General features: G+C 65.6%; 11 protein-coding genes. 5 read left to right on the top strand and 6 right to left on the bottom strand.

Annotated elements, in window-relative coordinates; translation table 11 throughout:
• Positions 1-72 precede the first annotated feature (72 nt).
• From GSQ95_RS20755 to GSQ95_RS20740, 4 genes are all read right to left on the bottom strand, one after another.
• A complete protein-coding gene (locus GSQ95_RS20755) occupies positions 73-1,044 on the bottom strand; it encodes a LysR family transcriptional regulator (protein ID WP_158895714.1) in 972 nt (323 codons plus the stop codon).
• Positions 1,045-1,136: 92 nt separating this feature from the next.
• On the bottom strand, positions 1,137-2,657 hold the full coding sequence (locus tag GSQ95_RS20750) for a tripartite tricarboxylate transporter permease (protein ID WP_158895716.1): 1,521 nt from the start codon (positions 2,655-2,657) through the stop codon (positions 1,137-1,139).
• Positions 2,654-3,172 (bottom strand): tripartite tricarboxylate transporter TctB family protein, encoded by a 519-nt coding sequence (locus GSQ95_RS20745; RefSeq protein WP_158895718.1) that lies wholly within the window; start codon positions 3,170-3,172, stop codon positions 2,654-2,656. Before GSQ95_RS20745 ends, GSQ95_RS20750 begins: the two co-directional genes overlap by 4 nt.
• 28 nt (positions 3,173-3,200) lie before the next feature.
• Entirely contained in the window at positions 3,201-4,199 is a 999-nt protein-coding gene (locus GSQ95_RS20740) for a tripartite tricarboxylate transporter substrate binding protein (RefSeq protein ID WP_158895720.1), read from the bottom strand.
• 292 nt (positions 4,200-4,491) lie between these two features.
• Between GSQ95_RS20740 and GSQ95_RS20735 the strand changes: the two genes are divergently transcribed.
• From GSQ95_RS20735 to GSQ95_RS20720, 4 genes are all read left to right on the top strand, one after another.
• Positions 4,492-5,811, top strand: a complete 1,320-nt coding sequence (locus tag GSQ95_RS20735) for an MFS transporter (protein ID WP_158895722.1) — start codon at positions 4,492-4,494, stop codon at positions 5,809-5,811.
• Positions 5,804-6,754 (top strand): amidohydrolase, encoded by a 951-nt coding sequence (locus tag GSQ95_RS20730; RefSeq protein WP_158895724.1) that lies wholly within the window; start codon positions 5,804-5,806, stop codon positions 6,752-6,754. Before GSQ95_RS20735 ends, GSQ95_RS20730 begins: the two co-directional genes overlap by 8 nt.
• A complete protein-coding gene (locus tag GSQ95_RS20725; protein WP_158895726.1) occupies positions 6,751-7,764 on the top strand; it encodes a 4-hydroxythreonine-4-phosphate dehydrogenase PdxA in 1,014 nt (337 codons plus the stop codon). The genes GSQ95_RS20730 and GSQ95_RS20725 overlap by 4 nt, the downstream gene beginning before the upstream one ends.
• A gap of 93 nt (positions 7,765-7,857) precedes the next feature.
• Positions 7,858-9,033: an L-rhamnonate dehydratase gene (locus tag GSQ95_RS20720; protein WP_158895728.1), complete on the top strand. Its 1,176-nt coding sequence runs from the start codon at positions 7,858-7,860 to the stop codon at positions 9,031-9,033.
• Between the two features lie 49 nt (positions 9,034-9,082).
• Here GSQ95_RS20720 and GSQ95_RS20715 read toward each other — a convergent pair whose 3' ends face one another.
• A complete protein-coding gene (locus GSQ95_RS20715) occupies positions 9,083-9,481 on the bottom strand; it encodes a 4-oxalocrotonate tautomerase (RefSeq protein WP_158895730.1) in 399 nt (132 codons plus the stop codon).
• A 100-nt stretch (positions 9,482-9,581) separates the two neighbouring features.
• Between GSQ95_RS20715 and GSQ95_RS20710 the strand changes: the two genes are divergently transcribed.
• Positions 9,582-10,466, top strand: a complete 885-nt coding sequence (locus tag GSQ95_RS20710) for a LysR family transcriptional regulator (RefSeq protein ID WP_158895732.1) — start codon at positions 9,582-9,584, stop codon at positions 10,464-10,466.
• A gap of 104 nt (positions 10,467-10,570) precedes the next feature.
• On the opposite strand, the gene GSQ95_RS20705 is transcribed toward GSQ95_RS20710, so the two are convergent.
• Complete coding sequence (locus tag GSQ95_RS20705; protein ID WP_158895735.1) at positions 10,571-12,520, bottom strand: UvrD-helicase domain-containing protein; 1,950 nt, start codon at positions 12,518-12,520, stop codon at positions 10,571-10,573.
• Between the last annotated feature and the right edge of the window lie 136 nt (positions 12,521-12,656).

Raw genomic sequence — 12,656 nt, 5'->3', positions numbered from 1 at the left:
GACTCCGGTGTCTGGCAGGCCGGTTCACTATGCCCAAGTGGGGTGGGTGGGGCAATCGATGGGCGTTGCAGGTCAGCCTGAGTTGGAGGCTGAGCCGTCGTCGTGCTTCAGCCGCCCATGCTCGCTGCGCACCGCCACCATGAAGGTCTGCATGGCCGAGGACTGCACCCGGTGCCGGCGACGGATCAATCCATAGGGCGGCAGCCGCGGCTCGAAGGCGATGGGCAGCACCGCCAGCAGGTGACGACCGGGGTAGTCGTTGACCACCGACAGCGGCGTCACGCCGAGCATGTCGGTCTGCTGCACCAGCGCCAGCAGGGCCATGATGGAGGTGGTCTCGACGATGCTGCCGGGGATATCGACCCGGGCATCGTGGAAGGCCTGGTTGATGATGGCCCTCATCGGGCTGGGGTGCTGCTGCAGCACCCAGGTGTGTTCCTGCAATTCGCCCCAGGTGAGGTGGGTGGCCTGGGCCAGGGGATTCTGGGCGCCGGCGATCACGCAGAGCACCTCTTCGCCGAGGCTGTCGAACAGCAGTTCCTCGGCGCGGGCGCCAGTGGGGATGCGCCCCAGAACCACGTCCAGCTGGTCCTGCAGCAGCGCCTGCACCAGCACGTCGCTGGTATCCACCTGGATGGACATGGACAGCCGCGGATGACTCTGCTTGAGGGTGGCGATGGTACGGGTCAGCAGGCCCGAGGCCAACGCCGGGATGGCGCCCACCGCGACCCGGCCGAGATTGCCCGATTCCAGCGCGACCAGTTCCTCGCGCATACCCGAGAGTTCGGCGAAGACCATCCGCGCGTAGTAGATCACCGTCTCGCCAAAGGCCGTGGCGCGCATGCCCCGCGGCAGCCGCTCGAACAGACCCACGCCCAGCAGGCTCTCGATCTCGTGGAGCATCTTGGTGGCCGCCGGCTGGGTCATGCCGATGTCGTCGGCGGCGCGGCGCAACGAGCCGAATTCCGCCAGCGCCAGCACCAGGCGCAACTGGCGCAGGCGCAGACGGCTGTGGATGGTGTGGGCATCGGGAATGCGCGTCATGCTGGCGGACCTGGGTACCGGGGGGCCGGCTAGGGTAGCGCAAGAGTCCAGGCCTGGCGTCGGTGGGGTGCGTCCGCGCCAGGCCGGGGCGTTCACGACGGCCGTACCTTGACCCGCGGCTGGCCCGGGCGCAGCGCCTGCAGTCCGCGCGCCAGCAACGGCCAGCAGAGCATCAGCAGCGCCGCGGTGGTCAGACTGCCCACCAGCGGGTTGGACCAGAAGATGCCCAGCTGGCCGTCGGAGAACAGCATCGACTGGCGGAAGGCGTCCTCGGCCTTGTCACCCAGCACCGCCGCCAGCACCAGCGGGGCGATGGGATAGCCGAGCTTCTTGAAGGCATAGCCGAGGATGCCGAAGCCGAGCATCAGCCAGACGTCGAACAGGCTGTTGTGCACCGAATAGGCGCCGATCACGCAGACGGTGAAGATGATCGGCGCGATGATGCAGAAGGGGATCCGCAGGATGGCGGCGAACAGCGGCACCGTCGCCAGCACCACGATCAGGCTGACCACGTTGCCCAGGTACATGCTGGCGATCAGGCTCCAGACGAAGTCGTGCTGTTCGGTGAACAGCGTCGGCCCCGGATGCAGGCCCCAGATCATCAGGCCGCCGAGCATCACCGCGGCGGTGGCGGAGCCGGGAATGCCCAGCGTCAGCATCGGTAGCAGGGCGCTGGTGCCGGCGCTGTGGTCCGCGGTCTCCGGGGCGATCACCCCTTCCAGCTCGCCCTTGCCGAAGCCGTCGCGGTTCTTCGAAAAGCGTCGCGCCAGGCTGTAGCTCATGAAGGAGGCGGCGGTCGGGCCACCGGGCGTCACACCCATCCAGCAGCCGACCAGGGCGCTGCGCAGCCAGGTCAGCCAGTAGCGCGGCAGCTGTTTCCAGGTGCCCAGCACCGTGCGCAGGGTGATGCGCGCCTGCTCGCCACGAAAGACCAGGCCTTCTTCCACGGTGCAGAGGATCTCGCCGATGCCGAACAGGCCGATCACCGCCACCTCGAAGCTGATGCCCGAGAGCAGCGCCGGCTGGTCGAAGGTCAGGCGCAGATTGCCGGACACCGTATCCATGCCCACCGCCGCCATGGCGAAGCCGATCATCATGGCTGCCACCGTCTTCAGCGGCGGATTCTTGCTCATGCCGATGAAGGTGCAGAAGGCCAGCAGGTAGACGGCGAAGAACTCCGGCGAGCTGAATTCCATGGCGAAGGCGGCGATGCGGCTGGAGAGGAAGGTCAGCAGCAGCACCCCGACCAGGGCGCCCAGCAGCGCCGAGGTGAAGGCCGCGGTCAGGGCCTCGCCCGCACGGCCCTGGCGGGCCAGCGGATAGCCGTCGAAGGTGGTGGCCACCGACGAGGGTTCGCCCGGGATGTTGAACAGGATCGAGGTGATGGAGCCGCCGAACAGCGCCCCCCAGTACATGCAGGAGAGCAGGATGATGGCCGAGGTCGGGCTCATGGTGAAGGTCAGCGGCAGCAGCAGGGCGACGCCATTGGGCGCGCCCAGGCCGGGCAGCACCCCGACCAGAATGCCGAGCAGCACGCCGATCACCATCAGCGCGATGTGATGGAAGGACAGGATCAGGCCCATTCCGTGCATCAGGGAATCGAATTCGCTCATGACAGGTTCCTCAACAGGCGGCCGAGGTCGGCCAGGGGCCCGGCATCCAGCGGCACCTTGAACCAGAGGGCGAAGATCAGATAGCTGGCGAGGCTCACGCCGCCGGCGATGGCGAGGATCTGCCAGACGCCGTAACGCCTTTGCCGCTGGCGATCCCGCGCCATGAACCAGGCGATGAACAGGAAGGCCGTCAGGTAGAGGCCCAGCAGGGGCAGGGCGACGACGAAGGCCAGCATCGGCAGGAACACCCGCAGCACCTGGCCGAAGGCGGCACGCTCGACGAAGCTGGTGCGCAACGCCTGCCAGCGCCACAGGGTCTGCAGCGCCGTGGCCAGGCTGGCCAGGCTCAGCAGCAGGCCGATGTAGAAGGGGAAGTAGCCCGGCTCGGGGCCGGCATCGCCCCAGCCGATACCCTGTTCCAGACTGCCAATCATCACGATGCCACCGAGTCCGGCGGTAAAGGCCGCCAGGCCCAGCTCCACCCAGCGGGTGGTGATCAGGGAATCTCCGGCCATGGCCGTCTCTCCTGTGTCGATGCGCCGATCAGGGCTTGAGCCAGCCCGCTGCCTCGAACACCGGGGTGACCCGGGCGCTGTCCTGGGCGATGTAGTCCTGCAGCGCCTGGCCTTCGAGGAAGGTCGGCACCAGGGCATTGCGCTCGATGTAGGCCTTGAACTCCGGTGTCTGGCTGACCTTGCGCAAGAGCTCCACATAGAAGGCGCGCTGTTCGTCGCTGACGCCGCCGGGCAGCAGCACGGTACGCGGGAAGCGGTACTGATCGATGCCCAGGCCCTGCTCCTTGCAGGTGGGCACGTCGGACCAGGCCTGGGTCTCGGTGACCTTGGCGGTGTAGGCCATGCGTGCCTGGCTGAATACGCACAGCGGCACCACCTGCCCACCACGCCACTGGCTCAGGCTCTCGCTGGGGTTGTTGACGTTGGAGGTGATGTGCTTGCCGGCTAGCTGGGTCGCCGCCTCGCTGCCGCTCTTGAAGGGAATGTAGGTAAGCTTGGTGCCCTCGGTGCGATTGAGCAGCAGGGTCAGCGTCTGATCGACGTCCTTGGACTGGCTGCCCCCCATGCGCTTGCCGGCGGGATCCTGCTTGATGGCTTCGATGTAGCCACGGGCGTCCTTCCAGGGCGCGTCGGCGTAGCTCCAGAGAATGAAATCGTCTTCGGCGATGGCCGCCACCGGGGTGAGATCGGCGAGCTGGTAGCCGAGCTTGGCGGTCAGCGGCAGCAGATAGACGTTGTTGGTGGCGATGACCAGCTTGTCCGCCTCGCCCTTGGCCAGCTTCATCTCCAGGAAGGCCTCGGCGCCGTTGCCGCCGCCCTTGTTCATCACCACGGTGCTGGCGTCGAGCAGCTTGTGCTGGGTGATGATCGACTGAATCAGCCGACCGAGCTGGTCGGTGCCGCCACCGGGGCCGCCGGCGACGACGATTTCCACCTTGCCCTCGGGCTGCCAGGCGGCTTGGGCCACAGGAGCCACCGCGGCGGCCAGGCACAGGGGGAGGGCGGCGAGCAGGGAGATGCTGCGCATGGGACTACCTCTTTCTTGTCGTTGTTTTGGGTGGGCCGAGTGTGCGCAGTCCTGAGCAAGCCTGACCACTCAAAATAAGGCATGCACCGATAGCCTGAGGTTATGTCTCTGATGTCACCTTGTCCCGGGCCGCATGGCATGAGGGCTACAGCAACTGGACATGGGCGACCTATATCCTGGGGCTATACACCTATGCGCAGATTTGATTAGACGGTTATCGATCTGGGTCCGATAGTCGATCTCGCCAGCCGGCAGCTGAACACCCATAACAAGAATCCCAGGGGTCCACGCCATGCTCTCGACGTCCCGTTCCTCACGCCTTGCCGATGCCGCCGTGCCCACGGCGCTGCAGGCCTCCCGCGTCCGCTGGCGCATCTTCGCCATCATCTTCGGCCTGACCGTCATCAACCTGGTGGACCGCGTGTCGCTGTCCATCGCCATGCCCACCATCGCCCGCGAATTCCAGCTGACGCCAGCCATCCAGGGCTTGATTCTCAGCAGCTTCTTCTGGGCCTATGCGCTACTGCAGATCCCCGGTGGCTGGCTGATAGATCGCTACGGCCCGCGCCGCGTCATCGGCTGGTCCACCGGTCTCTGGGGCGTCTTCCAGACCCTCGCCGCCTTCGCCACCGGCGGGCTGTCGCTGATCTTCGCCCGGGTCGCCCTGGGCGCCGCCGAGGCGCCGCTGTTCCCGGCCGGTGGCAAGCTCAATTCCCTCTGGCTGGCCTCCAGCGAACGCGGGCGTGGCGCGGTACTGATGGATTGCGGCGGACCGCTGGGCGTCGCCCTGGGCGGTCTACTCATCGCCTACCTGATCGCCGTCTTCGGCTCCTGGCGCACCGCCTTCTTCATCGCCGGTATCGCCACCCTGGCCATGGCCTGGCTCGCCTGGCGCTACCTGAGGGACGACCCGGCCGCCCATCCCGGCGTCAATGCCGCCGAGCTCGCGCGCATCAACGAAGGTCGCACCACCTCGATGGCCCAGGCCGCCAAGGCTGGCGCCCGTGGTCTGGGCATCGCCCGCCGCTCCCTGGCCGGCATCCTCATCGGTCGCGCCAGCTGGGCCATGGTCTTTTTCGGCCTGCTGACCTGGGGCCCCAGCTATCTGGCCCAGGCCCGCGGCTTCGACATCAAGGGCATAGGCGCCGCTACCTTCGTCATCTTTCTCTGCGGGGCGGCCGGCTCCCTGGTCGGTGGCTTCCTCTGCGACCTGCTGGTGCGCAAGGGCGTGCGCCGTGGCCTCGCCGCCAAGGGGCTGCTGTCCTGCTCCGGCCTGGTGGCGCTGGCAGCCTTCCTGCTGCTGCCGCGGCTCACCGATCCCTATGCCGCCGTGGCGCTGCTGTCGCTGACCGCCTTCTTCCTGATGTGGGGCAGCCTCTACTGGAGTTTCCCGGCGCTGCTGGCCGCGCCGGCACGGGTCGGCCTGATCGGTGGGGTGATGAACCTGGCCGGCAGCCTCGGCGGCATCGCCGTGCCCATCCTGGTCGGCCTGCTGCTGCAGCACCTGGGTGGCTACCCGGCGGTGCTGGGCTTCTTCGCCCTCTGCTCCGGCCTGTTCATCCTCGGCACCCTGCTGATCGCCCTGGATATCCAGGAGGCGGCCCATGACTGAGCTCTACAGCGGGCCCATCGTCGATGCCCATCACCACTTCTGGGAACCCGGGCGCAATGTTCACCCCTGGCTGTCCGGTGCGGAAACCATCCCGTTTCGCTATGGCGATTACAGCGCCATCAGGGGCGACTATCTGCCGGAGCACTATTTCGCTGACGCGGCGGGCCATGACGTGGTCCAGACCGTCTATGTCGAGACCGAGTGGGATCCCCGCGATCCCCTGGGTGAGACCCGCTACATTCACGACCTGGCGCGCCGCCATGGCGTACCCAATGCGGTGGTCGCCCAGGCCTGGCTGGATGCCGAAGACGCCGCCGAGCTGCTCGCCGCCCAGGCCGCCTTCGAACGGGTGCGCAGCGTGAGACACAAGCCCGGTGGTCCGGCGCGTCCCGAAGACGTCGGCAGCCAGCGTACCCTGATGAGTGACGACAGCTGGCGCCGGGGCTATGCCGAATTGCAGCGCCATGGCCTGCACTTCGATCTGCAGACGCCCTGGTGGAACCTCGACGAAGCCTGTCGCCTGGCGCGGGACTTCCCGGCTACCCAGCTGATCCTCAACCACACGGGGCTGCCGTCCGATCGCAGCGCCGAAGGTCTGGCCGCCTGGCGCGCGGCCCTGGCCCGCCTCGCCGAATGGCCCAACGTGGCGCTGAAGATCTCCGGCCTGGGCCTCGCCGGCCAGCCGTGGCGCGCCGAGGACAACGCCTGGATCGTCCGCGAGGCCATCGCCGTCTTCGGGGTCGAGCGGGCCATGTTCGCCAGCAACTTTCCCGTCGACCGCCTGTGCGGCAGCTACGACACCATCATCGGCGGCTTCAAGCGTCTGGTGGCCAAGCTGCCTGCCACCGCGCAGCGCCAGCTCTTCCACGACACCGCCCGGCGCCTGTATCGCCCGGAGGCCGACGTCATCCGCCTGGACCCCTACCTGAGGACTTCCGCATGAGCAACTCCCCGCTTCCCCGCCTGGCCCTGGTGCTGGGTGACCCGGCCGGCATCGGTCCCGAACTGATCACCCGCCTGCTGGCCGATCCCGAGGTGCGCAGCCGCGCGCGCCTGGTGCTGATCGCCGACGAGGACGAGGCTCGCACCGGCATGCGCATCGCCGGTTGCGAATACCCCTATCGCCGCATCGACAGCCTGGATGCCCTCGATTTCCAGGACGACATACCCCTGCTGTATCCCTACCGTGGCGCCGCCGAGGGCGCCTTTCCCCGCAGCGAGGCCAGCGTCGTCGGTGGCCGCTACAGTCTGGACACCCTGGCCGTCGCCCTCGACTTGACCCGGGCCGGCCACACCGACGCCATCCTCTTCGGTCCGCTGAACAAGACCTCGCTGCACCTGGCGGGCATGGGCCATAACGACGAGCTGCACTGGTTCGCCGAGCACCTGGGCTACCAGGGGCCATTCTGCGAATTCAACGTGCTCGACGACCTCTGGACCTCGCGGGTGACCTCCCACGTCGCGCTCAAGGACGTCCCCGGCCTGCTCAGCCAGGAGCGGGTGATCGAAGCCATCCAGCTGATCGACAACGAACTCAAACGCAGCGGCCTGGCCCGGCCGCGCATCGGTGTCTGTGGACTCAATCCGCACAATGGCGACAACGGCAGCTTCGGCCGCGAGGAGCTCGACCTCATCGGCCCGGCCGTGGAGCGTGCCAAGGCGCTGGGCATCGCCGCCGAAGGTCCCTATCCGGCGGACACCATCTTTCTCAAGGTCCAGGGCGATACCCGCGCCTTCGACGCCGTGGTGACCATGTACCACGACCAGGGCCAGATCGCGATCAAGCTGATGGGCTTTTCCCGCGGGGTGACGGTGCAGGGCGGCCTGCCCATTCCCATCGCCACGCCTGCCCACGGCACCGCCTTCGACATCGCCGGCCAAGGTCGCGCCAACGTCGGCGCGACCCGTCAGGCCTTCGAGATCGCCTGTCGCCTGGGCGCGTCTCGCCACTGATAGCTACCGGGGCGCTCCAGGCGCTACCTGAATTCGCCGAACCGGCTCGTGGAGCCGGCCGGCCTGACTCATGCTCGAAAAAAGGAAAGTCCGATGAAAATCACCAGCGTCCGCACCCGCGTCTTCGAATGGAAAGGCAAGGTCGTCCCGCCCCAGGCGCACTTCTGCACCAACGCCACCGACATCCTCTATGAGCGCGGCGACGCCATGGGCTCCTTCCGCTTCCACGGCTGGCTGGTGGTGGAGATCGAGACCGACAGCGGCCTGGTCGGTCTGGGCAACTGCGCCCTGGCGCCGCGAGTGGCCAAGGAAATCATCGATCTGTACCTGACCCCCATCGTCATGGGCCAGGATCCCTACGACAACGAATACCTCTGGCAGAAGATGTATCGCCGCACCCACGCCTGGGGCCGCAAGGGCATCGGCATGGCCGCCATCTCCGCCGTCGACCTGGCGCTCTGGGACCTGATGGGCAAGGCGGTAGACAAGCCGGTGTTCAAGCTGCTGGGCGGTCGCACCAAGGAAAAGATCCCCTGCTACGCCTCCAAGCTCTATGCCAACGACAATCTGGATCTGTTCCTGGAAGAGGCCCAGGGCTATCTCAACCAGGGCTTCGACGCCCTCAAGATGAGATTTGGCTACGGTCCCAAGGACGGTCCCGCCGGCATGCGGCGCAACCTCGACCAGGTGCGCGCCCTGCGCGAACTGGCCGGGCCCGACGTCGACATCATGCTGGAGTGCTACATGGGCTGGACCCTGGAATACGCCCGCCGCATGCTGCCCAAACTGGCCGAATTCGAACCGCGCTGGCTGGAAGAGCCGGTCATCGCCGATGACATCGAAGGCTACGTCGAACTCAAGAAGATGGGCATCCTGCCCATCTCCGGCGGCGAGCACGAATTCACCTCCTACGGCTTCAAGGACCTGCTCGAACGCCGCGCGGTGGACGTCATCCAGTACGACACCAACCGTGTGGGCGGCATTACCGCCGCGCGCAAGATCAACGCCCTGGCCGAAGCCTGGTCGGTGCCGGTAATCCCCCACGCCGGGCAGATGCACAACTATCACCTGACCATGGCCAGCACCGCTTCGCCCATGGCCGAGTTCTTCCCCGTCTTCGACGTGGAAGTAGGCAACGAACTCTTCTACTACGTCTTCAAGGGCGAACCCCAGCCGGTCGGTGGCTACCTGCAACTGGACGACGACACGCCCGGCCTGGGCCTGGAGCTGTCCGAAGAGCACATCAAGGATTTCGACGTGATCGAGTAGCGGGCGGACTGGCTGCCGCCCGGGGGAAGGGCGGCAGCCAGCTACGGAATCAGACCCCGACTTGCTGGTGTCGCCATTCCTGACTCCGGCCGCCAAAACCATAGGCTGTGGCGCGCGCGTCGATCAGATGCACATAGCAGAGGTGGTGAAGGTCGGGCCTGAGCGTCGCCATGGCTGCCTGGACTTCACGAAGGAAACGCGCCTTTTCGCCCTTGGTATTCGTCTCGTCGGTGATGCTGATATCGAGGTGGAAGGCGCTACCGCCCAGCGTCGCCAACGACTGCCCGCCAAGAAACCAATCCGAGTCAGGAATGTAGTGGAGGGTGGTGGCCATGTCTTCGGGGCGTTTTCCCAAACACTCTTTGATCAGGTCATTGATCAGCAGTACCGCACGTTGACCGAGGGTCTCATCGCGCTCGCCAGAAAGCTGAAGGGTAATGTGGGGCATGGCAGTTCTCCTGGGTTGAAGCCATCACTGTGCAGGTCGTCCTTGCAACGGAAAAGCAGGAATATAGAATGGAATCCATCGGCTTTTGGAATGGCTGCTCATGTCCGGCTTCGATCTCGAACAGCTTCGCACCCTGGTCACCGCCGTTGACGCCGGTAGCCTATCGGCAGCAGTACCGCTGCGTTGTCTCTCGCAATCAGCGCTCAGCGAACAACTGCGCAAGCTGGAAGAGCGCGCTGGCCATACCCTGCTGACTCGCAGCAAAAGCGGAGTAAAACCGACGGCCGCAGGGGAGCGATTGCTGGCCCATGCCAGGCCGCTATTGGCGATGGCCGATGCGGCCTGGCGCGATCTCCACGAGATTCCTCTCGAAGGAGAAGCCTGCCTTGGCGTGACCGACTATTTCCGCCCAGCCGATCTAGCGCGCCTGCTGGCACGCCTGCATCAACAACTGCCGGGGCTGCGTCTGCGTACCCGCATCGGCAGGAGCGACGAGCTCGAGCTTGCCCAGCGCCAGGGCGAGCTGGACCTCGCCATCGTCATGAGCCTCGAGGCCGAGCGCAAGACTGCACCCAGGGTGACGATCAGACCCCTGCACCAGGAACCACTGATCTGGGTGAGCGCGTTGGACAGCAATCCGCTGCAGCGAGGGCGACCCTTGCCTCTGGCCCTGTTGCCGGAGGGCTGCTCCCTGCATCGATTGGCGTGCAGCCGCCTGGAGGCCGCAGGCATCCCCTATGTCATCAGCCATATCGCTTCTGGTGTGGCAGGCCTGCAGGCAGCGCTGACGGCAGGCCTCGGCATTGCCTGCCTGAATGCTTCCGCGGTGGCCGGACAGGGGCTGCGGCGGCTCGACCAGGACGCCCTGCCGGTGTTGCCCTCGGCACGCTTTCTGCTCCTGCATGCTCGATACGAGGACCAGTCCGTGCAATCGCGACGTCTGCAGGGGTTGAGCGAGGCGATTGCTTCAAGTCTGGGTGGCTAAGGAGAGGGTGGCGATGCGCGCGTCGTCATGGTGAGCATGGCCACTCACTTTGTGCCGCGGCTCGATGGGGGTACGAGACGACGCCATCCAAGCCGATACCTTGCTCAGCTTGCCAATATCGCCGCCGCACCCCGTGGCTGCCGGGTGTACCACAGCACCCGACTGACCCCGCGGGTCACTGCCACATAGCTCAGGCGCAGTGCTTCGTCGGCCATGGCAGCGTCATAGCTCTGCTGAAAATGCCCGCTGGCCGCATAGAGGGCATTGCGCAGCGGATGGGGCTGCTGGGGCTGGCCGTCGTCCAGCACAATCGCCACCTCGGCCTGCAGGCCCTTGGCTCGGTGAATGGTGCAGGTCCGCACTCCGGGCGGACGGCCCAGCTGCTCGTTGATGGTCTTCAAGGGCGCGTTCAGGCGACTCATCACCATGACCGCACAGCGCTCCGGCCGCTCTCGTTCCGCGGCATAAGTCCGTTGCGCCTCGATCTCGTCCAGCAACGAAGCCAACTGACGAGCGATATCGAACTGCGGTACGACCTTGACCCCGTGTCCCTGGGCATCCGCAACGCGGAAGGCCTGGGTTTTCTTGGGTTGCTTGTGGCGCACCTGGGTCAGGATGCGTTCACCGTCAGCCACGATGTCCGGTGAAGAACGGTAGTTGGTCCCCAGCATCAGCGTCTGGCTGGGCGTCTGGCCTGGAAACCAGCGATCGAAGTGGATGAACAACTCCGGCGAGCTGCCCCGCCAGCCGTAGATGGATTGCCAGTCGTCACCAATGGCCATCAGCGAGGGCGCAACGTTTTCCTCGGCGAGCCTGCGCTGTACCTGCTGCAGCCAGAGGGCGATCTGCGGCGAGATATCCTGGAATTCATCGATCAACAAATGGGTGAAGGGCTGCAGGCGGGCAATCAGGGCGCGACTGGGTTTCTTGTCCAGGCGATCCGTCAGCACAGCAAAGGCGGTATTGAAGGTGATCAGCCGTTGTTCCTTCAGCAACTTGCCAAAGTGGCGCCAGAACTGCTGCATGGCCTCCAGAAAGATCCGGTCCCGCGTCGAGCACTCCAGTTGGTTGCTCTTTATAGAGCCAACCCGCAGCCCCAGGGTCTCGGCGAATGAAGCCTGGCCATAGAAGAGGTCGGGCAGCGGTTGCGGTTGGCGTTCGCCATTGAGGACGAAAGGCTGCATGGGCGGGGCGTCAGGTAGCTCTGCCTCATTGGGCGCCGCCAATTCCAGCAAAAGATGAATCCGACGACGAAAACCGGCGTCCTCGCGGTAGCAATTCTCGTAGGCCTGTATCAGGAGCTGCCGTTGACCCTCGTTCAGCATGGCGCCAGCCAGCATGCCGTTATCCGGCTCATCCTCACCTTTCGATTGAGCAGACAACTGTTCGAACCACTGGGTCGCCCTCAGCTCTGAGCGCGCCAGCTGCGCCAGGGCCGAGTGAAAGGTTCTTACCAGTTCGCGTGCCGCCTCGTCATTCAGCGGAGCCTCCCAGAAAGCCAGGACGCGCTTGAGCTGCGCGCGCAACTCTTCGCAGGAAGCCTTGGTAAAGGAGATGACGGTCAGTTGCTCGCGCGGGATCTCGAGGTGGCACAGCATGAACACCACCCGCAGTACCAGTGTCGTGGTCTTGCCCGAACCGGCACCCGCGAAGATTCGCGTGGCCGGGGCACGCGCCAGGATCATCTTCCATTGTTCCGGCGACGGAGGCTGGATGATGCCCTGAGTAACGGCCTGCTCGACGCGCATCTTCATCCGCTGCTCCTGGGAGCGCTTCACCTTGAAGGCGGAACCATAGAGGACGGTGGGGGAGGGGACAGTCGGGGCAGCCAGAGTGGGCTGAACAGTCGATTGCTCCCTCTTCACCCCCTTACTGGCGGCCTTCGGCTCGGCCTGGCGCTTGGGGGCTCGGGCCGGCTCGGCCTTCTTGCGACTGCCTTGCTTGGTGTCTCCCTTAATAGGTGGCTCTCCTTTAAGGAAGAGCGTGGTGCGGGGAAACCAATCGCCAAGCGTGTTCCTCAGCCGTTGTCGGTAGCGAGCCAGGATGGAAGTCATGCAGTCCTCGAAACATCGTCTGCCGGCATCTTACCTTGCACAGGTGACAGCTCGCCCTCTGCTAGCCTTTGCTCCCTGCCGAAAGTTTCTTGAAATAACCTGTTGACCTGTCCTGAAACTCCCCTATAATGCGCCC

Source organism: Pseudomonas sp. BAV 4579, assembly GCF_009765395.1.
Lineage (GTDB): Bacteria > Pseudomonadota > Gammaproteobacteria > Pseudomonadales > Pseudomonadaceae > Chryseomonas > Chryseomonas aestiva.
The sequence above is the reverse complement of the archived record's forward strand: the minus strand, read 5'-3'. Positions and strand labels throughout refer to the sequence as shown.

Excerpts from the sequence above, each read along its gene's own strand:
- GSQ95_RS20740 (WP_158895720.1), bottom strand. The coding sequence starts at position 4,199 with ATGCGCAGCATCTCCCTGCTCGCCGCCCTCCCCCTGTGCCTGGCCGCC.
- GSQ95_RS20735 (WP_158895722.1), top strand. The coding sequence starts at position 4,492 with ATGCTCTCGACGTCCCGTTCCTCACGCCTTGCCGATGCCGCCGTGCCC.
- GSQ95_RS20730 (WP_158895724.1), top strand. The coding sequence starts at position 5,804 with ATGACTGAGCTCTACAGCGGGCCCATCGTCGATGCCCATCACCACTTC.
- GSQ95_RS20705 (WP_158895735.1), bottom strand. The coding sequence starts at position 12,520 with ATGACTTCCATCCTGGCTCGCTACCGACAACGGCTGAGGAACACGCTT.
- GSQ95_RS20750 (WP_158895716.1), bottom strand. The coding sequence starts at position 2,657 with ATGAGCGAATTCGATTCCCTGATGCACGGAATGGGCCTGATCCTGTCC.
- GSQ95_RS20720 (WP_158895728.1), top strand. The coding sequence starts at position 7,858 with ATGAAAATCACCAGCGTCCGCACCCGCGTCTTCGAATGGAAAGGCAAG.
- GSQ95_RS20715 (WP_158895730.1), bottom strand. The coding sequence starts at position 9,481 with ATGCCCCACATTACCCTTCAGCTTTCTGGCGAGCGCGATGAGACCCTC.
- GSQ95_RS20725 (WP_158895726.1), top strand. The coding sequence starts at position 6,751 with ATGAGCAACTCCCCGCTTCCCCGCCTGGCCCTGGTGCTGGGTGACCCG.
- GSQ95_RS20710 (WP_158895732.1), top strand. The coding sequence starts at position 9,582 with ATGTCCGGCTTCGATCTCGAACAGCTTCGCACCCTGGTCACCGCCGTT.
- GSQ95_RS20755 (WP_158895714.1), bottom strand. The coding sequence starts at position 1,044 with ATGACGCGCATTCCCGATGCCCACACCATCCACAGCCGTCTGCGCCTG.
- GSQ95_RS20745 (WP_158895718.1), bottom strand. The coding sequence starts at position 3,172 with ATGGCCGGAGATTCCCTGATCACCACCCGCTGGGTGGAGCTGGGCCTG.